The sequence below is a fragment of the Variovorax sp. 160MFSha2.1 genome, from assembly GCF_048305075.1.
GTDB lineage: Bacteria > Pseudomonadota > Gammaproteobacteria > Burkholderiales > Burkholderiaceae_C > Variovorax > Variovorax guangxiensis.
This window is the reverse complement of the sequence record NZ_CP157624.1, coordinates 5,186,824-5,204,050: the sequence shown is the minus strand read 5'-3', so window position 1 is coordinate 5,204,050 and position 17,227 is coordinate 5,186,824. Positions and strand designations below refer to the sequence as shown.

At 69.1% G+C, this 17,227-nt stretch carries 17 protein-coding genes; 7 read left to right on the top strand and 10 right to left on the bottom strand.

The window, feature by feature from the left end; translation table 11 throughout:
• Window positions 1–13 precede the first annotated feature (13 nt).
• The 6 genes from ABL838_RS23620 to ABL838_RS23595 are packed head-to-tail and all read right to left on the bottom strand — an operon-like array spanning window position 14 to window position 5,633.
• The gene (locus tag ABL838_RS23620) at window positions 14–1,000 is read right to left on the bottom strand and encodes a Bug family tripartite tricarboxylate transporter substrate binding protein (RefSeq protein ID WP_418122186.1); all 987 of its coding nucleotides are present in this window, start codon (window positions 998–1,000) and stop codon (window positions 14–16) included.
• 43 nt (window positions 1,001–1,043) lie between these two features.
• Window positions 1,044–1,973, bottom strand: a complete 930-nt coding sequence (locus ABL838_RS23615; protein WP_418122185.1) for an NAD(P)-dependent oxidoreductase — start codon at window positions 1,971–1,973, stop codon at window positions 1,044–1,046.
• Complete coding sequence (locus ABL838_RS23610) at window positions 1,970–2,659, bottom strand: RraA family protein (protein WP_418122183.1); 690 nt, start codon at window positions 2,657–2,659, stop codon at window positions 1,970–1,972. Before ABL838_RS23610 ends, ABL838_RS23615 begins: the two co-directional genes overlap by 4 nt.
• A 55-nt stretch (window positions 2,660–2,714) precedes the next feature.
• The gene (locus ABL838_RS23605) at window positions 2,715–3,701 is read right to left on the bottom strand and encodes a Bug family tripartite tricarboxylate transporter substrate binding protein (RefSeq protein ID WP_418122182.1); all 987 of its coding nucleotides are present in this window, start codon (window positions 3,699–3,701) and stop codon (window positions 2,715–2,717) included.
• Window positions 3,698–4,591, bottom strand: coding sequence for an amidohydrolase family protein (locus ABL838_RS23600; protein WP_418122181.1), 894 nt, complete (start codon window positions 4,589–4,591; stop codon window positions 3,698–3,700). The genes ABL838_RS23605 and ABL838_RS23600 overlap by 4 nt, the downstream gene beginning before the upstream one ends.
• A 55-nt stretch (window positions 4,592–4,646) precedes the next feature.
• Window positions 4,647–5,633: a Bug family tripartite tricarboxylate transporter substrate binding protein gene (locus tag ABL838_RS23595; RefSeq protein WP_418122180.1), complete on the bottom strand. Its 987-nt coding sequence runs from the start codon at window positions 5,631–5,633 to the stop codon at window positions 4,647–4,649.
• A 163-nt stretch (window positions 5,634–5,796) separates the two neighbouring features.
• Here ABL838_RS23595 and ABL838_RS23590 point away from each other — a divergent pair, with 163 nt between their 5' ends.
• Both ABL838_RS23590 and ABL838_RS23585 read left to right on the top strand, forming a co-directional pair.
• On the top strand, window positions 5,797–6,549 hold the full coding sequence (locus tag ABL838_RS23590) for an IclR family transcriptional regulator (RefSeq protein WP_418125900.1): 753 nt from the start codon (window positions 5,797–5,799) through the stop codon (window positions 6,547–6,549).
• A gap of 347 nt (window positions 6,550–6,896) precedes the next feature.
• Window positions 6,897–7,355, top strand: coding sequence for a thioesterase family protein (locus tag ABL838_RS23585; RefSeq protein WP_418122179.1), 459 nt, complete (start codon window positions 6,897–6,899; stop codon window positions 7,353–7,355).
• Window positions 7,356–7,394: 39 nt separating this feature from the next.
• Here the strand turns inward: ABL838_RS23585 and ABL838_RS23580 are convergent, their stop codons facing one another.
• Window positions 7,395–7,985, bottom strand: coding sequence for a winged helix-turn-helix transcriptional regulator (locus ABL838_RS23580; RefSeq protein WP_418122178.1), 591 nt, complete (start codon window positions 7,983–7,985; stop codon window positions 7,395–7,397).
• A 159-nt stretch (window positions 7,986–8,144) separates the two neighbouring features.
• Window positions 8,145–9,155, bottom strand: coding sequence for a LacI family DNA-binding transcriptional regulator (locus ABL838_RS23575; protein ID WP_126023530.1), 1,011 nt, complete (start codon window positions 9,153–9,155; stop codon window positions 8,145–8,147).
• 292 nt (window positions 9,156–9,447) lie between these two features.
• Between ABL838_RS23575 and ABL838_RS23570 the strand changes: the two genes are divergently transcribed.
• The 4 genes from ABL838_RS23570 to ABL838_RS23555 are packed head-to-tail and all read left to right on the top strand — an operon-like array spanning window position 9,448 to window position 14,111.
• A complete protein-coding gene (locus tag ABL838_RS23570) occupies window positions 9,448–10,371 on the top strand; it encodes an SMP-30/gluconolactonase/LRE family protein (RefSeq protein ID WP_418122177.1) in 924 nt (307 codons plus the stop codon).
• On the top strand, window positions 10,368–11,882 hold the full coding sequence (locus ABL838_RS23565) for a sugar ABC transporter ATP-binding protein (protein ID WP_418122176.1): 1,515 nt from the start codon (window positions 10,368–10,370) through the stop codon (window positions 11,880–11,882). The genes ABL838_RS23570 and ABL838_RS23565 overlap by 4 nt, the downstream gene beginning before the upstream one ends.
• Complete coding sequence (locus ABL838_RS23560; protein WP_126023351.1) at window positions 11,879–12,967, top strand: ABC transporter permease; 1,089 nt, start codon at window positions 11,879–11,881, stop codon at window positions 12,965–12,967. The genes ABL838_RS23565 and ABL838_RS23560 overlap by 4 nt, the downstream gene beginning before the upstream one ends.
• 28 nt (window positions 12,968–12,995) lie before the next feature.
• Window positions 12,996–14,111 carry a substrate-binding domain-containing protein gene (locus ABL838_RS23555; protein WP_418122173.1) on the top strand — a complete coding sequence of 372 codons (1,116 nt, stop codon included), beginning with the start codon at window positions 12,996–12,998 and terminating at the stop codon, window positions 14,109–14,111.
• A gap of 22 nt (window positions 14,112–14,133) precedes the next feature.
• Here ABL838_RS23555 and ABL838_RS23550 read toward each other — a convergent pair whose 3' ends face one another.
• Together ABL838_RS23550 and ABL838_RS23545 are read right to left on the bottom strand one after the other, a co-directional pair.
• Window positions 14,134–15,078, bottom strand: a complete 945-nt coding sequence (locus ABL838_RS23550) for an alkaline phosphatase D family protein (RefSeq protein WP_369661127.1) — start codon at window positions 15,076–15,078, stop codon at window positions 14,134–14,136.
• 99 nt (window positions 15,079–15,177) lie between these two features.
• On the bottom strand, window positions 15,178–16,077 hold the full coding sequence (locus ABL838_RS23545) for a LysR family transcriptional regulator (protein WP_418122172.1): 900 nt from the start codon (window positions 16,075–16,077) through the stop codon (window positions 15,178–15,180).
• A gap of 138 nt (window positions 16,078–16,215) precedes the next feature.
• On the opposite strand from ABL838_RS23545, the gene ABL838_RS23540 reads away from it, so the two are divergent.
• Complete coding sequence (locus ABL838_RS23540) at window positions 16,216–17,226, top strand: Bug family tripartite tricarboxylate transporter substrate binding protein (RefSeq protein WP_418122171.1); 1,011 nt, start codon at window positions 16,216–16,218, stop codon at window positions 17,224–17,226.
• Window position 17,227: the final 1 nt, after the last annotated feature.

The following is a 17,227-nucleotide window of genomic DNA, read 5'->3' as shown; positions in this document are numbered from 1 at the left end:
CTCGGGTATGCGGTCATTCGGTCTTGAGGTCGAGCGATCGGGCCAGATCGCCATAGAGCCTGACCTCGCCCGCCAGCTGCGCGCCGAATGCATCGGCGCAGGTGTTGCGGGCCTCCATGCCCAGCGAGCGCAACTTTTCCTGCGTGGCCGGCGCCTGCGCGAATTCGGTCGCCACGCGGCGCAGCGTGGCCAGCACCTCGGGCGGCGTCTTCGCCGGCGCCAGCAGGCCGTACCAGGCGTCGGCCGTGTAGCCCTTGACGCCAGCCTCCTCGAAGGTCGGCACGCCGGGCAGCAGCGCCGAGCGCTTCGGCGCGGCCACCGCGAGCGCCGTCAGCTTGCCGCTTTGCACCTGCGCGAGCACCGAGCCCAGCGTGGCGAATGAGCTGTCGACCTGTCCGCCGATGAGATCGGTGACCGCCTGCGCCGCGCCCTTGTACGGGATGTGGTTCATCGACGTGCCCGTCAGCTGCGTGAACTGCGCGCTCGCGAAGTGGCCCGAGCTGCCCGAGCCCGGCGTGGCGTATGTGCGCTTGCCCGGCTCGGCCTTCACGGCCTGCAGGAAGGCGCCGAGCGACTTCACCGGCATCGACGGCCCCACCACCAGCACCGTGGGGCTCACGGCCAGCGAACACACCGGCGCGAAGGAGCGCACGGCGTCGAACTTGACGCGCTGGCTGTAGAGCGCCGGGATCATCGTGTGGTTCGTCGCGCCCAGCAGCAGGGTGTAGCCGTCCGCCGGCGCGGCGGCGACCGCCTCGGCCGCGAGGATGGTGTTGGCGCCGGGTTTGTTGTCCACGACGAATGGCTGGCCCAGCGCGCGCGATGCGTAGTCGGCGAAGGCGCGCGCCACCACGTCGGTGGGGCCGCCCGCCGAGAAGCCGACGAGCACGCGCACGGGCTTGGCAGGCCAGGCCTGTGCCTGCGCCTGCATGTGGACTGCCAGGGCGACCGGCAGGCCGAGCGCGAGCGCGGCCCAGCGGGCCTTCTTGCCGCTCTTCATTTTTCTGTCTCCTTGGTTCCGACGGAATGGCGACGATGCTGCCTCAGCAGCTCGCCGCGGTTTGGCGCGCGAGCACCTGCAGCAGGTTCTTTACGGCGCCGACGCCCATGTTCACGTAGGCATCGCTGGTCACGCCGCCGATGTGCGGGCTCAGCACGATGTTCTTCTCGCCCTGGAATGGATGGCCGGCGGTCATCGGCTCGATGGCGAAGCTGTCCAGCCCGGCCATGGAAACCTGGCCCGAGCGCAAGGCTGCCAGCAGCGCCTCTTCGTCGATCAGGCCGCCGCGCGCTGTGTTGACGACGATCACGCCGCGCTTGCAGCGCGCCAGCGTGTCCGCATCAAGCAGGCCCCGGTTCTCGTCGGTCAACGGGCAGTGCAGCGAGATGACGTCGGACTCGGCCCAGAGGGTCGCGAGGTCGGCGGCCTGCACATGGGCCGGCAGGTTCTTCGCGTAAGGGTCGAAGCCGAGCACGCGCATGCCCAGCGCATCGGCCATGCGCGCGAAGCGCAGCCCGATGGCGCCGAGCCCGACGAGGCCGATGGTGCGGCCGCCGAGTTCGAGGCTCTTGTGCGTCGCCTTGTCCCAGTGGCCGGCGTGCATGCGTGCATCCAGCGCCACCACCGACTTCGCGCAGGCCAGCAGCAGCGCGAGCGCCTGCTCGGCCACCGCCGCCGCGTTCGCGCCCACGGCCGCGACCACCTCGATGCCGCGCGCCTGCGCCGCCACCTTGTCGATGGTGTCGGTGCCGCTGCCGTGCTTGGAGATCACCTTCAGCGACGGCGCGGCGTCCATGACGGCCGCACCCACCTTGCCGTAGCGCACGATGATGGCCACAGGGTCGTGCGCGCGGCACAGCGCGACGAGGTCGTCTTCGGTCGGCGTCTTGCCCGCATAGACGATCTCGTGGCCTTCGAGCAGCTTCACCGCCTGCGGCGCCAGGTCGGCGCCCGTCACCAGAATGGCTGTCACAGCGTCTCGCCTTCCTTCAGCACGCCCGCTGCGCGCAGTGCGGAGTCGAGCCACTTGGCGGCGGTGTTGCCTTCCTTGATGGCGGCGATGCGCGCGGCCTCGTCCTTCACCTTCTTCGCCGCGTGGGGCAGCAGCGACTCGATCTTGTCGCGCTCCACCACGACCACGCCGTCGGCGTCGCCCACGATGAAGTCGCCCGCATGCACGGTCACGCCGCCGATCGACACCGGATGGCCGATGCGCCCGCCGATGTTCTTGGTCGGCCCGTTCGGATTGGTGCCCACGCAGAAGACCGGAAAGTCCATCTCGTCGATCTCCAGGCTGTCGCGGCAGGCGCCGTCCATCACCACGCCGGCGATGCCGATCTGCCGGCAGGCGGTCATCATGATCGTGCCCATGAGCGCGGAGCTGAGGTCGCCCTTGCCGTCGATGACGAGCACGTCGCCGGGCTTCGCCATGGCGATGGCGGCGTGGATCATCAGGTTATCGCCGGGGCGCACTTCCACGGTGATCGCGGTGCCCGCCAGCTTCATGCGGGGCCGCAGTGCCTTGATGCGACCGTCCAGTGCGCCGCGACGGCCGGCCACGTCGGCCAGAATGGCCGGCTGGAACTCGGCCGCCTGCGCCACGATGTGCGCGGGCACGCGTTCGAAGTCGCGGATGACGTCGGGGAGGGGAGATGACATGGGGAAACCTCTTGGAGTGATGGTGATGGATGGCAGGAAATGAAGAGGGCCAGGCTCACTCGGGCCTGATGCCCGCGTCCTTGACAACCTTGGCCCACTTGGCCAGGTCCGCTTTCTGGGTGTCGGCGAGCTGCTGCGGCGTGCTGCCCACGAGGGTGACGCCGAGCTTGTCGGCCATGGCGGCGATCTCGGGGTCCTTCAGCTGGCGCACCACCTCGGCGTTGAGCTTCTGGACCACGGCGGCGGGCGTGCCCGCCGGCGCGTAGAGCGCCTGCCACTGCTCGACCACGAAATCCTTGAAGCCGGCCTGGCCCATGGTGGGCACGTCGGGCAGCGCCTTCAGCCGCGCGGCCGAGGTGACGGCCAGCGCCCTCAGCTGGCCGCCCTGGATGTGCGGCAGCGCCGCGGCCGCCGGCGCGAACATGAAGCTGGTGTGGCCGGCCAGCACGTCCTGGATGGCCGGCGTGTCGCCCTTGTAGGGGACGTGCGTCATGCGCGTGCCCGTCTGCAGGCGCAGCAGCTCGCCCTGCATCTGAAGGATGGTGCCGCTGCCGCCGGACGCGAACGACAGCTCCTCGGGCCGCGCCTTCGCCTGCGCGACGAGGTCTGCCACGGTGCGCATCGGCTGCGCGGCACCGACGACCAGCACGTGCGGGATGGTTCCGATCAAGGTCACCGGCGCGAAGGCGCCGACCGGGTCGTAAGCCATCTTCTGCAGCAGGTTCGGCACGATGGCCTGCGGGCCGATCGAGGTGCCCAGCAACGTGTAGCCGTCGGGCGCCGACCGCGCGACGAACCCCGAGCCGATGGTGCCGGTGGCGCCGGCCTTGTTGTCGACGATCACCGTCGTGCCCAGCGATGCGCCCAGCCGCTGCGCGATGGCGCGGCCGAGGATGTCGGTGGTGCCGCCCGGCGGGTAGGGCACGACCCAGGTGATGGGCCTGCCGGTGGGCCACTGGCCCTGAGCGAGTGCGGGCATCGACGCCGCGGCGAGCGCGGCCAGGCCCAATGCGCCGAAGCGGCGCCTGTGCATGCGGGTCATGTTGTCTCCGTGGAAGCGTTGTTCTGTCTGTCGAAGCCGTAGAGCGCGGCCGGGTTGTCGACCAGCACGCGGCGCAAGGCGTCCGACGTCCCGGTCCAGCCGGCGAGCAATGCCATCTGCTGCGCGTCGTCGGGCATGGCCTGGTGGCCGGCACTGGCGCTGGCGTGCGGCCAGTCGCTGCCCCACAGCACGCGCTGCGGCGCGGCCTGCAGGAAGCTCTCTGCCAGCGGTGCCACGTCCGCGAAATGCGGCGGGCCTTCCTCGCTCACGATGTAGCTGCCAGAGAGCTTGACCCACGCACGGCCCGATGCGAGCAGGCGCAGCACCAGCGCATGCGCCGCGTGCCTGCCGGCCATCGACGGTGCGAGCCTTGCGAAGTGGTCGAACACGATGGGCACGGGCAGGTCTTCCAGCACATCGGCGAGCTGCATCAGCAGATGCGCCGGCGCGAGCAGCTGCAGATGCCAGCCCAACGGCGCGATGCGCCTTGCCAGCGGTGCGATCTGCGCGGCAATGTTAGCGACGCCGAGCGAGAGGTTGAGCCGGATGCCGCGCACGCCGCAGTCGTGCAGCGAGCGCAGTTCGTCGTCGCCGACGTTCTCGTCGATGACCGCCACGCCGCGCGCCCGTGCGCCGAAGGCGGCGAGCGCATCGCGCAGCGGGCGGTTGTCGGTGCCGTAGGTGGAGGGCGTCACGAACACCACGCGCTCGGTGCCGGTGCGCTGCTGCAGTTGGCGGTAGTCGTGCGCGGTGGCGTCCGGCGGCGTCAGCTTCGCGCCGGGTGCCGGCGGATAGCGCGAGTCGTACAGGTGCACGTGGCAGTCGCAGGCCCCGGACGGAACCTCGACCGGCGCGCGTCCTTGTCCGGCAGAGAAGGGGGCGGTGGGCATAGCGCTTGAACCTGTGCCTGCGGCGACGGAGCCGGACATGGCGATCAGCCGAGGATCAGTCGAGCCGGACGCCCGAGGCCTTCACGATCGCACCCCAGCGCACGCCGTCGGTGCGGATCAGCGAGGCGAACTTCTCCGGCGGGCCGGACAGCACTTCCGCGCCCTGCGCCGCGAGCTTCTTCTGCACGTCGGGCGTCGCGAGGGCTTTGTTGAAAGCTGCGTTGAGCTTTGCGATCGCGTCCTTCGGCATGGCCGCGGGGCCCGCCACGCCGAACCAGGTGACGGCCTCGAAGTCCTTGTAGCCGGCCTCGACCATCGTGGGCACGTCGGGGAGGTCACGGTTGCGCTGCAGCGAGGTCACGGCCAGCGCGCGCAGCTGTCCGCTCTTGATCTGCGCGATGAGCGTCGGCACCGACGACACGTAGAGCTGGATCTGCCCGCCGACCAGGTCCGTCATGCCCTGCGATGCGCCCTTGTAGGGCACATGCGTGAGCTGGATGCCGGCGACCTTCTGGAACTGCTCGGTCGCGAGGTGCGCCACGGTGCCGTTGCCCGAGCTCGCGTAGTTGAGCGCGGTGGGCTTGGCCTTCGCGGCGGCGACCACGTCGGCGAGCTTCTTGTAGGGCGATGCGGAAGACACGACCACCACCAGCGGCGCCGAAGCGACCAGGCCCACTGCCGCGAGATCCTTCACCGGGTCATAGGGCAGCTTGGTGTAGAGCGACGGATTGATCGCGAGGTTGCTGGTCTGTCCCAGCACCAGCGTGTAGCCGTCGGGGCTGGCCTTGGCCGCCGCGTCGACGCCGATGTTGCCGCCCGAGCCTGGCTTGTTGTCGATGACGATGGTCCAGCCTTCGGAGGTCGCGACCTTGTTCGCCACTTCGCGGGCGATGATGTCCGTGCCGCCACCCGGCGGAAACGGCACGATGAGCTTGATCGGGCGCGCCGGATAGGCCTGCGCCGCCGCAATGCCCGAGGCGAGAAGAAGGGCGAGGCCGAGGGCCGCGCGGCGAGGAATGGAGCCGAGGCTCGAGGTACGCATGGATCTGTCTCCTTATCTTTCGTTGCCCACCCGCAGGCTGTGCTGCGAGGCGTGAAGCGACTTTAGGTTTGCGTTCCATTCCATACAATGGTGGTCCACTGAACGGACCTTGGACCACTGTGTGAAACGAAATTCGAAGACCGGATCCGCGCTCAAGGAAGTGATCGAGACGCCCCGCGAGGCCGACGCCGAGGCCTCGGGCGGTGTCACCGCCGTCACCCGCGCGCTGCAGCTGCTCGACACCTTCGGCATGCAGGACGAGCATCTCTCGCTCGCGGAGCTCACGCGCCGCAGCCAGATGCACAAGACGACCGCTCTGCGCCTGCTGCGCACGCTGGCGCTCGCCGGCTACGTTGTGCAGCGCGAGGACGGCGGCTGGCGGCTGGGCCCCGCGGCCGGCTGGCTCGGCGCGCGCTACCAGGCCAGCTTCGATGCCAACGGCGTGGTCGAGCCGATGCTGCTCGCACTGTCGCAGGCAACGGGCGAGAGCGCCGCGTTCTACGTTCGCGAAGGAAACTCCAGAACCTGCCTGGCCCGCGTGGAAGGACCGCAGCCCATCCGGCACCACGCACGCATGGGCGCGATGCTGCCCCTGGACCTGGGCTCACCGGGCCGCGTGATCCTCGCGTTCTCGGGCGAGCCCGGAAAGCTCTACGAGGACATCCGCAAGAAGGGCTACCACTACTCCATCGGCGAGCGCGAGAAGAACGTGGCGACGGTGTCGGCGCCGGTCTTCGGGCTGCGCTGGGCGCTGCTGGGCTCGGTGTGCATCTCGGGCCCTGCGGACCGGCTGCCCAAGGCCAAGCTGATCGGGCTCGCGAAGACGATCATGAAAGCCGCGAACGAGCTCTCCTATGCGCTCGCGGGAAGGCCTACGGCGCAGACACCTGCGGTGGTGTCGACCTGGCATCCGTAAGCCCGGATCCGGGCCGGAGCCGAGAATCGGATGACAGCGGATTGGTTTTGAAAAGGTGCTTTAAAAGTACGAATTCAATACTTTCAATCGTTACTCGTGCAGAATCCCCGCCTGCGGCAACGGATCGATGAGTCCGGGCCCGCCGCGCTTCATGTCGAAGCGTTGACTCAATAAAGGGGGGATGAAGGATGGATCAGAGAGGAGAGCAGGGCGCGGCCGTGAGGTCGCGGCCACATGGGCGAGCGCGGGCACTTGGCCTGCAGTTGGCGATCATGCCGATGGCCGCTGCGGACTCGGCCGAGATTCAGTGCATCGGTCGGCCCATCGCCTGAACAGGACCGCCCGCCATGAACCTGATCTTCCGCATGCTGTGGGTGTGGTGGCTCTCGCGACGCCGCGAGCGCCTGCCGGTCGGTGTCGCCGAGAGCCGGCTGCGGCTGATGACGCTGCCTACCGACCTGGACATCAACCTGCACATGAACAACGGCCGCTATCTGACGATCGCGGACCTCTCGCGCCTGGACCTGTTCATCCGGACTGGACTGGTCGGCGTGATGCGCAAGGAGCGCTGGGCGCCGATCGTCACCGAGCACACCATGGTCTACAAGAAGTCGCTCAAGCTCTTCCAGCGCTACGAGGCCGTGATGCAGCTGACCCACTGGGACGAGCGCCACTTCCACATGTCGCACCAGTTCCTCGTGGGTGAGCGCATCGTCGCCGAAGGCACGTCCAAGGGCGTGATCCTCGGGCGAGAAGGCGTGGTGGCGCCGGACGCCGTACTTGCGCGCCTGCGGCAGGAGCGCTGATCCGCGAGCACCACGCCTGCGGCAGCGGCGAGCCGGCCTTCAGGCCGCAGCCGCGGGCTTGACCCGACGCTGCCGCACCGCGCCCGTTTTGGCCGCGGCGCGGCGGGGGGATGGCACCGGGCGCGCACGCACGGGCCGCTGCGCCTCGTATGCGGCGATCAGCGGCGCGATCTCCGAGGCGCCTGCGCCTGGACCGGGTGCCCAGTCCAGCGCGTCGACGGCCAGCAGTTGGCCGCTGCGTCCGCGCAGCTGGATGGCGGGCAGCTCCTCGCCGGACGTGCGCTCGATCACCCGGATCGGCACGGTCTCGGGCGACTGCAGCCAGCGGTCGCCCCATTGCATGACGGCGAGCAAAGCGGGCACCAGGTCCTGCCCCTTGGGCGCCAGGTCGTAGCCGAAGCGGCGGCCTCCGGGCTTGAGCGGTGTCTGCAGCAGGATGTCCGCCTCCACCAGGCGGTTCAGCCGCTCGGTCAGCACGGTGCGGGCAATGCCCAGGTGGGCGGCGAAATCGTCGAAGCGACGCGTGCCGAAGAGGATCTCGCGCACCAGCAGGAGCGTCCAGCGGTCGCCGAGGATCTCGAGGGCGCGCGCGACGGAGCACGCGGGCTTGGGGAGCGACGGTCGGGGCATATGGCGGTGTTGGGGATGGTCCGCAGCCAGGACAGGGGATGCTGAATGACGTCAGCAGAATAGCACCCGGCACCCCGCGTCAAGGCCGCGCTCGTGCAGGCTGCTTCGGTTGCCTTCGCTCCCGCGACCCTTTCGTTTCAGCTTAGCTCCGCGTCCCGGCTAGGAGCTCTCGCGCTGCTCGATATGGAACGGAATCAGCACCGTCTCCGCGGGCGGCCGATGTCCTTCTCGCGTGCCGTCGATCACGCGCAGCAGCAGTTCCCCAGCCGCCTTGCCGATGCCCACGCAATCAACCGCCACGGTGGTGATGCGCGGATGGCAGGCGCGTGCGACCTCGAAGTCGCCGAAGCCCGCGATCGCGATGCGGCCGGGCACTTCCCAGCCGCGGCGCTGGCATTCCATCAGTGCGCCGAAGGCAGAGAGGTCGGACACGCAGATCACGGCGTCGACGTCGGGCCACTGGCGGATCAGCTGCGCCACGGCCTCGCCGCCTTGCGCCATCGAGATCGGCGGCTGGCCGAAGCTGATCACGCGGCCGTCGGGCAGGCCCAGTTCGCGGATCGCGTTTGCATAGCCGCGCTGGCGGTCGGCGCCGCGCGTGTCGCGGTTCGAGGTGCCACCGATGAAGGCGATGCGCCGGTAGCCCTTGCCGTGCAGGTGGCGCACCATCGCGGCGGCGGCCTCGGCGTTCGAGAAGCCCACGGTGTGCTCGATGGGCGTGGCCGGCAGGTCCCAGGTCTCGACCACCGGCACGCCCGCTGCCTGCAGCATCGCGCGCGCGGCCGGCGTGTGCGAGCCGCCGGTGAGGATCACGCCCTCGGGCCGGCGCGCGAGCATGGCGCGCAGCAGGCGCTCCTCGGTCTCCACGCGGTAGTCGGTGTAGCCCAGCAGCACCTGCAGTCCGCGCGCTTCCACGGCGGCGGTGATGCCCTGTGCGGTTTCCGAGAAGTTGGAGTTGTTGAGCGAGGGGATTAGCACCGCGACGAAGCCCGATCGCTTGCTGGAGAAGGTGCGTGCCGTCTGGTCGATGACGTAGCCCATTTCCTCGCAGGCCTGAAGGATGCGCTGGCGCAGCGCCTCGGAGGTCACGCGGTCGCTGCTCGCGCCGCGGTTGAGAGCGCGCGACACCGTCATCTTCGACACGCCGACGCGCGCGGCCACGTCGGCCATCGTCGCGGGGCGGGTGAGGGCGGGAGCAGGGGCGGCGGAGGCTTTGGTCGGAGGCAAGGAGCTTCTTTCTTTCTCTCTCGGAAGGCGGGTTCGAGGATATGCGACGAGGGCCGCGCGGCGATAGATACCGATAACTGTATTGGTGCATGAATCGATGCACAAAGAATACAGCCAATGCCCATGAAATCAGAATGAAATGACAGCCTTGGTGTGTACGGGAAAAGCCTAAGTTACCGGTATCTTTTTGGTGCCACACTGCGAGCCCTAATTCAGGGAAACCAGCGCCGTGGCCATGACCATCGAAGTCTTCGACTCCCGTTTCGCTCCCGTCCCCCAAGGGGCCGGCCCGCTCGAACGCCTGTGCACCGGCGCCATCTGGAGCGAAGGGCCGGTGTGGATGCGCGAGGACGGCTCGGTGCTGTGGAGCGACATTCCGAACAACCGCATGCTGCGCTGGCACGCCGAAGGTGGCATGAGCGTGTGGCGCGAAGGCGTGGAGTTCACCAACGGCCACACGCGCGAGGCCGACGGCGCCTTGCTGCATTGCTCGCACGGGCAGCGCGCCATCGTGCGCACGCGCTTCGGGCCAGGACTGCTGCCGCTGCCCGATGAAGTGGTGGTCGACCGCTACCAGGCCCGCCGGCTCAACTCGCCCAACGACATCATCGTGAAGCGCGACGGCAGCATCTGGTTCACCGACCCGCCCTACGGCATCGCCTCAGACCATGAGGGACACAAGGCCGAGAGCGAGCTGGGCCGCAACCACGTGTTCCGCTTCGACCCGGCTACTGGCGCGCTGCGCTCGGTGAGCGACTTCGTGGAGGAGCCCAACGGACTGGCCTTCTCGCCCGACGAGCGCATCCTGTATGTGAGCGACACCTCGGCCGCGCTGCGCACCGACGGCTCGGGGAACCACCACATCGTCGCCTTCGACGTGATCGGCGGGCAGGACCTCGCGAGCCCGCGCGTGTTCGCGGTGGTGAACCCTGGGCTGGCCGACGGCTTCCGCGTCGACGTGCACGGCTTTGTCTACACCAGCAGCGCCGACAGCGTGCAGGTCTACCACCCCGATGGCACTCGCCTGGCGCGCATCGCGGTACCGGAGAAGGTGGGCAACCTGACCTTCGGCGGCACCGACGGCAACGAGCTCTTCGTGTGCGCATCGACCTCGCTCTACCGCATCCGCCTCAACACCAGCGGGGCGGTCCGCGCATGAGCACGCCGCTGCTGCAGTTCCAGTCGGTCAGCAAGCGCTTCGGCGGCACGCAGGCGGTCGACAAGGTCACGCTGGACGTGCGCGCCGGAGAAATCCTCGCGCTGCTGGGCGAGAACGGCGCGGGCAAGTCCACGCTCATCAAGCTGCTCGCGGGCATCCACGCGGTGGACGACGGCGAGATTCTTTTCGACGGCCGGCCGCAGTCCGAGTGGCGGCGCGCCGACCGGCGCGAGCAGCCGGTGGCATTCATCCACCAGGACCTTGGCCTCGTCGAATGGATGACCGTCGCCGAGAACGTGGGCCTGGGCACCGGCTACCCGCGCCGCTTCGGCCTCATCGACTGGAAGGCGGCGAACGACACGGCGCGCCGCGTGATGGCGCGCGTGGGCTGCGACATCGACCCCGGCCGCCGTGTCTTCTCGCTCACGCGCGCCGAGAAGTCGCTGCTCGCCATCGGCCGCGCGCTCGAGGTGAAGGCGCGGCTGCTGGTGCTCGACGAGCCCTCGGCCAGCCTGCCGATGAGCGACGTGGAGCGCATGTTCGGCGTGCTGCGCGAACTGCGCCGCCAGGGCATGGCGATGATGTACGTGTCGCACCGGCTCGACGAGGTGATGGCCATTTCCGACCGTGCAGCCGTGATGCGCGACGGCCGGCTGGTGGCGGTGAAGACCACGGCGCAGACCAGCGAGAGCGAACTGGTGGGGCTGATCGTGGGCAAGGCGCTCTCGGCCTCTGTGCAGAAGGCAAAGGAGCCCGCGCGAAGCGAGCCCGTTCTGAAGCTCGAAGGCGCGGCCAGCGGCAACGCCGGCCCGCTGGACCTGGCCGTGCATCGCGGCGAGGTGCTGGGCCTCGTAGGCCTGCGCGGCGCGGGGCACGAGGCCATCAGCCGCGCGATCTTCGGCCGCGAGCCGCTGTCGGCCGGGCGCATGCAGCTGCTGGGCAAGGCCTGCGGCTTCACCTGCCCGGCCGATGCCATCCGCGCCGGCGTGGCCTACGTGGCTGGCGAGCGGCTCGAGGAGAACCTGGCCGGCTCGATGAGCGTGCTGGAGAACCTGTTTCCCAATTCGACGCTGCACGGCGACCGCGGCCTGGCCTTCGACCGGCCACGCCGCGAGAACGAGAGCGCGCTCGCGCTCATCCGCCGCTTCGACATCAACCCGCCCGCGCCGTCGGCCGAAGTGCAGCAGCTCTCGGGCGGCAACCAGCAGAAGGTGGTGCTGGCGCGCTGGTTCCACCTCGACAAGCCGCTGGTGGTGCTCGAGGAGCCCACCGCGGGCGTCGACGTGGGCGCCAAGCGGCAGATTTACGGCGTGCTGCGCGAGCGCGCCGAGGCCGGCACCGCGCTGGTCGTCGTCTCCACCGACTTCGAGGAGATCGCGACCGTGTGCACCCGCGTGCTCGTCTTCCGCGACGGGCTGATCGCGGCCGAGCTCACGGGCGAGGCGATCACCGTCGAAAGACTCCTGGCATTGGCAGCAGGCGCGGCGACGCGCGAGGAAGTTTCAGCATGAGCAGCTCTATCAAGTCCACGGCGCTGGAGCCCGACAAGTCCCTGGACGGCGAGGCCGTTTCCCTGGCGCAGAGCCTCGGGCGCGCGATGCCGGTGTACGGCCTCGTCGTGCTCACGGTGGCGCTCGCGCTGCTGTTCTCGGTGCTGCTGCCCGAGACCTTTCCGACGCTGTTCAACCTGCGCGCGATCCTGGCCGACAAGTCGGTGATCGCGCTGCTGGCGCTGGCCGCAACCATCCCGATGATCACCGGCAAGATCGACCTCACCGTGGGCTACGGCATCGTGCTGTGGCACATCCTCGCGATCAGCCTGCAGACGCAGCTGGGCCTGCCGTGGCCGGCGGCGGTGCTGGTGGTGCTGCTGTGCGCGGCGCTCTTCGGCGTGCTCAACGGGTTGCTGGTCGAGCTCGCGCAGATCGACTCGTTCATCGCCACGCTGGGCACGGGCACCGTGATCTACGCGGTGGCCATGTGGCACAGCGGCGGGCGGCAGGTGGTGGGCGAGTTGCCCGATGGCTTCGTGGGCATCGCGGGCGGCAGCCTGCTGGGGCTGCCGGTGGGCGCGTTCTACGTGCTCGCGGTGAGCCTCACGCTGTGGGTGGTGACCGAGTTCACCCCGCTGGGCCGGGCGCTCTACGTGATCGGCGCGAACCCGAAGGCGGCGCAGCTCAACGGCATTTCGGTGCGCAGGCATGTGATGGGCGCTTTCGTCGCCTCGGGGCTGCTGTCGGGCTTCGCGGGCGTGCTGCTGGCCTCGCGGCTGCAGATCGGGCAGGCGAGCGTGGGGCTCGAGTTCCTGCTGCCGGCGCTGGTGGGAGCGTTTCTCGGCTCCACCACCATCCGGCCCGGCCGCGTGAACGTGTGGGGCACGCTGGTGGGTGTGGCGATCCTCGCCATCGGCATCTCGGGCATCCAGCAGTTCGGCGGCGCCTTCTACGTGGAGCCGCTCTTCAACGGCCTGACGCTGCTGGTATCGATCGGCATCGCGGGCTGGGCGCAGCAGCGGCGCAACCGCTCGATCAAGCGGCGCATCGCCGAGCGGCAGCTCGATCACGCGCAACCGGTTCCCTCAACGCCGTCGGAATGACGGCCCACTACGACGACTGGAGACAAGCATGAAGAAGAGTGTTCCCGCGCGCAGCGTCGCCGCCGCGGTGCTGGCGCTGTGCGCCGCCGCGCTGGCGCCGAAGGCCATGGCCGACGACTTTCTGGATGCCGCGAAGAAGAAGGTCGAGGTCGCGACCATGACCAAGGAGAAGTGGGACGGCCCCACCGCCGGCCCGAAGGCCGCGGCCGGCAAGACCATCGTCTTCGTCGCGGGCGACATGAAGAACGGCGGCATCGTCGGCGTCAGCAAGGGCGTGGAAGAGGCCGCCCGCGCCATCGGCTGGACGGTGCGCGTCATCGACGGGCAGGGCACGGTGAGCGGGCGCACGGCCGCGCTCAACCAGGCGCTGGCGGTGAAGCCGGCGGGCATCGTGGTCGGCGGCTTCGACACCACCGAGCAGAAGGCCGCGTTCGCGGGCGCGGCCAAATCGGGCATTCCGCTGGTCGGCTGGCACTCGGGCGAGCAGCCCGGCCCGAACGAGAAGGCGGGCCTCTTCGCCAACGTGACCACGGTGACCGACGACGTGGCCGACGTCGCCGCCTCGTGGGTGGTGGCCGATTCCAACGGCAAGGCCGGCGTGGTGATCTTCACCGACTCGCAGTACGCCATCGCGCTCTACAAGGCGCGCGCGATGGAGGCCGTCGTCAAGAAATGCGGCGGCTGCACCGTGCTGAGCTTCGAGGACAGCCCCATCGCCGAGAGCTCCACCCGCATGCCGCAGCTCACCACCGCGCTGCTGCAGCGCTTCGGCGACAAGTGGACGCACTCGCTGGCCATCAACGACCTGTACTTCGACTTCATGGGCCCTTCGCTCACCGCAGCGGGCAAGAAGGGTGACGGCGCGCCCAAGGCGGTGTCGGCCGGTGACGGCTCGGAGGCCGCGTACCAGCGCATCCGCACGCAGCGCTTCCAGGCCGGCACGGTACCGGAGCCATTGAACATGCAGGGCTGGCAGATCGTCGACGAACTCAATCGCGCCTTCGCCAAGGAGAAGTGGTCGGGCTACGTGCCCAAGGTGCACCTGGTGACGGTGGGCAACGTGGGCAAGGACGGCGGGCCGAGGAACGTGTTCGACCCGGACAACGGCTACCGCAACCAGTACAAGGCGATCTGGGGCAAGTAGGCCGCAGCCCGCGGGAAGGCCTTCAGCGGATCTCCTGGTGCATGAAGGTGGCGTTGTCGATGACGTTGTGCATCTCCAGCCCCCGCTTGTCGAACAGCTTGATGTCGGTGCTCCCGGGCGTGTATTCGAGGATGCCGAAGTTCTCGCGCTCGCCCGTGAGGTAGTACTTGGTGACGAAGGCGCCGGAGGAGACCACCTCGAACATCTTCGTCTCTCCGGCCGGTGGCAGGAATGCGTTCTCGTGGATGTCGCCGGTCAGGAAGATCGACTTGCGCCCCTGGATGATCGCGCGGAACCTGGCGTAGTCGTCGCGGTAGCGCATCCATCCGTTGCCGGTCGCGCGAATGGGCATGCCTGCGCAGATCAGCACGTAGCCCTGCTCGTCGGCCAGTTCCTGCTTCAGGTAGTCGAGCTGCTTCTGGCCGAGCAGGGGCTTGGAGTCGCCGGGGGCGGTGCTGTACCAGCGGGTGTCGAGAAAGATGGCCTTGCCGATGCGCTGCTGCTGGTGCATCAGCGGAATCGAGTAGTAGATGCCGTCGACGGCCGGGTCGAGATGCGCCGGGTTCTTCAGTTGCTCGATCTGCATGTACTGGGTGAAGAGCCTGCGGGTCTGCTGCTTCACCGGCGCGCTGACGTCCGAGCCCTGCGCGTTGTTCCAGGCGAAGTCGTGGTCGTCCCAGGTTCCGTACACGCCGCCGCCGTTGCCCTGCTTCTGGCGCAGCGCGTCGCGCAGGGCCTTGAAGTTCGGCACGTTCCACTGCGCTTCGTACTTGCCCTGCATCACGTCGGCGAACTTCGCCGCGTCCCATCCGGACGGCTCGCCCAGCTTGGGAAAGAAGTCCATGTAGATCTGGTCGCCCAGGAGGAACAGGTAGTCGGGCTGCTCCTGCGCGATGCGGTTCCACACGCGCTGGTAGCCGTCGGGGCCGGGCTTGAAGTTCATGCACGACGTGAAGGCGATCTTCATGGGGGCTCCTCGTTCCGCCGGTCTGGGCGCCGGGGTGAGGCGGATCATAGGCAGCGGCCGCGCGCTGTCCCTCCGCAGAATATGGGATGGCGCCCGGGCTCAGGCCCGCTCTTTCTTCAGCTGGCGCAGCGCGGTCTGGGCGTGGGCGACGAAGCGGTTCGCCAGCAGCGAGGCCGCGAAGTTCTCGTTGGTCACGGCGAAGATGTCGAAGGAAGGCGCGTTGCGGATCGGCCGGAAGCTGAGCCTGTCGGTCATGCAGCCGCGCGCGGTGAGGTCGTCGACGATGGCCACGCCCGCGCCCGCCGCCGCCATGGCGCAGGCGCTCTGGCCGGCGCGCACCTCGACGCGGGCGTCGGGCGGCAGCCGGTGCTGCACGCACCAGTCGGCAATGATGCGGCCCTGCGGCGTGTCGGGGCTGAAGGAGATCATGCGTTCCTTCAGGATGTCGGCAGGCGCCAGCGTGCGCCGCGCCTCCAGCGCATGGCCGCGCGGGAACACGCCGGCCAGCGTCCACTGGCCGATGGGGCGGGAGCTGAGCAGCGGGTCGTCGATGGCCAGCGTGGAGATCGCCACGTCGGCTTCGTGCGCCGCGAGGCGCTTGACCATCTCCCTCGCGAGCAGCACCTCGAAGTAGATGCGCGCGGAGGGAAACTCCTCGCCCAGCGCGGTGAGCGCACGCGGCACCATGTCCAGCCCGGTGCTGGGGCTGCACAGCACGCGCAGCGTGAGCATCTTGCCGTCCTTCAGCGCCTGAGCGCAGTCGTCGATGCGGGCCACGCCCCGGTACACCTGCTCGACTTCGGCGAAGAGCGCCTGCGCCTCGGGCGTGGCCAGCAGCCTGCCCTTGCGCCGCTCGAAGAGGCGCAGCCCCAGCTGCAGCTCGATGTGCGAGAGCATGCGGCTGATGCCCGGCTGCGAGACGTGCAGCGAGCGCGCGGCATCGGTGACGGAGCCTGCCAACATGACGGCGCGGAAGACTTCGATCTGTCGGAGGTTCATGACATCGCCCGTTCCATCGGCGTGATTCGATAACGCGATGTTATGGCGTTGCCACATGTTGGTATTTGCCGGGCCGACGGCCGCTTCCTAGCATCGGGCTTCTTTTCAAGAACAACCAGATCAAGAGGCAAACAGGACATGGCTACAGCCACAGCCGCCGCACGCGGCATCACGCGCAGGCATGCGATCTCCGCAATCTCGGCGGCGACGCTCGTGCCGGCCCTCGGTCGCCGCGCCCATGCCGCCGACGCCTGGCCCACGAAGCCGGTGCGCATCATCGTGCCCTTCGCGCCCGGCGGGGGCGCCGACGGATCGGCCCGGGTGCTGGCCGAGGTGCTGGCGCCGCAACTGGGCCAGCCGGTGATCGTGGAGAACAAGCCCGGCGCGGGCAGCGCCATCGGTGTGATGGCGGCATTGCAGAGCCGCGACGGCCATACGCTGCTGATGGGCAGCAACAGCATGGTGATCAACCCCTCGCTCAACCCGAAGCTGAGCTACGACGTGGCGCGCGACTTCGACGCCGTCGGCATGGTCTCGCGGCAGCCGCTGGTGCTGGTGGTGCCGGCCGACTCGAAGGCGAAGACGCTGGCCGAGCTGGTGGCGCAGGCCAAGGCGCAGCCGGGCAAGCTCAGCGCCGGCAACAGCGGCACCGGCACGCTGGCGCACCTGACGGCCGAGCTGTTCGCGCAGGAGACCGGCACCTCGCTGGTCAGCGTGCCCTACAAGGGAGAGAGCGCGCTGATGCCCGACCTGATCTCGGGGCTGGTGTCGATGGGCTTCCTGAACCTGCCGAGCGTGATCGTGCACATCCGCTCGGGCCGGCTGCGCGCGCTGGCCGTGTCGTCGGCGCAGCCGGTGGCGGAACTGGCCGACGTGCCCACGCTGCGCAGCCTGAAGCTGCAGAGCCTGGAGGTCGAGGGCTGGGCCACGCTGGTGGCGCCCAAGGGCAGCATTCCGGCCGATGGGCTGGCACGGCTCGAGAAGCTGCTGGCCTCGGCGCTGCAGTCCGATGCGGTGAAGAAGCGCTTCGACGCGCTGAGCCTCGAGACCTTCATCCGTGGCCGCGAGGCCACCGCGCAGTACCTCAAGGCCGAAGGCAGCCGCTGGGGCCAGGTGGTGAAGAGCCGCGGCATCCAGGTCGAGAACTAGG

Coding starts and splice junctions, on each gene's coding strand:
- ABL838_RS23620 (WP_418122186.1), bottom strand. CDS start 1,000: ATGAAGAGCGGCAAGAAGGCCCGCTGGGCCGCGCTCGCGCTCGGCCTG.
- ABL838_RS23610 (WP_418122183.1), bottom strand. CDS start 2,659: ATGTCATCTCCCCTCCCCGACGTCATCCGCGACTTCGAACGCGTGCCC.
- ABL838_RS23605 (WP_418122182.1), bottom strand. CDS start 3,701: ATGACCCGCATGCACAGGCGCCGCTTCGGCGCATTGGGCCTGGCCGCG.
- ABL838_RS23600 (WP_418122181.1), bottom strand. CDS start 4,591: ATGCCCACCGCCCCCTTCTCTGCCGGACAAGGACGCGCGCCGGTCGAG.
- ABL838_RS23595 (WP_418122180.1), bottom strand. CDS start 5,633: ATGCGTACCTCGAGCCTCGGCTCCATTCCTCGCCGCGCGGCCCTCGGC.
- ABL838_RS23585 (WP_418122179.1), top strand. CDS start 6,897: ATGAACCTGATCTTCCGCATGCTGTGGGTGTGGTGGCTCTCGCGACGC.
- ABL838_RS23580 (WP_418122178.1), bottom strand. CDS start 7,985: ATGCCCCGACCGTCGCTCCCCAAGCCCGCGTGCTCCGTCGCGCGCGCC.
- ABL838_RS23575 (WP_126023530.1), bottom strand. CDS start 9,155: ATGGCCGACGTGGCCGCGCGCGTCGGCGTGTCGAAGATGACGGTGTCG.
- ABL838_RS23570 (WP_418122177.1), top strand. CDS start 9,448: ATGACCATCGAAGTCTTCGACTCCCGTTTCGCTCCCGTCCCCCAAGGG.
- ABL838_RS23565 (WP_418122176.1), top strand. CDS start 10,368: ATGAGCACGCCGCTGCTGCAGTTCCAGTCGGTCAGCAAGCGCTTCGGC.
- ABL838_RS23560 (WP_126023351.1), top strand. CDS start 11,879: ATGAGCAGCTCTATCAAGTCCACGGCGCTGGAGCCCGACAAGTCCCTG.
- ABL838_RS23555 (WP_418122173.1), top strand. CDS start 12,996: ATGAAGAAGAGTGTTCCCGCGCGCAGCGTCGCCGCCGCGGTGCTGGCG.
- ABL838_RS23550 (WP_369661127.1), bottom strand. CDS start 15,078: ATGAAGATCGCCTTCACGTCGTGCATGAACTTCAAGCCCGGCCCCGAC.
- ABL838_RS23545 (WP_418122172.1), bottom strand. CDS start 16,077: ATGAACCTCCGACAGATCGAAGTCTTCCGCGCCGTCATGTTGGCAGGC.
- ABL838_RS23540 (WP_418122171.1), top strand. CDS start 16,216: ATGGCTACAGCCACAGCCGCCGCACGCGGCATCACGCGCAGGCATGCG.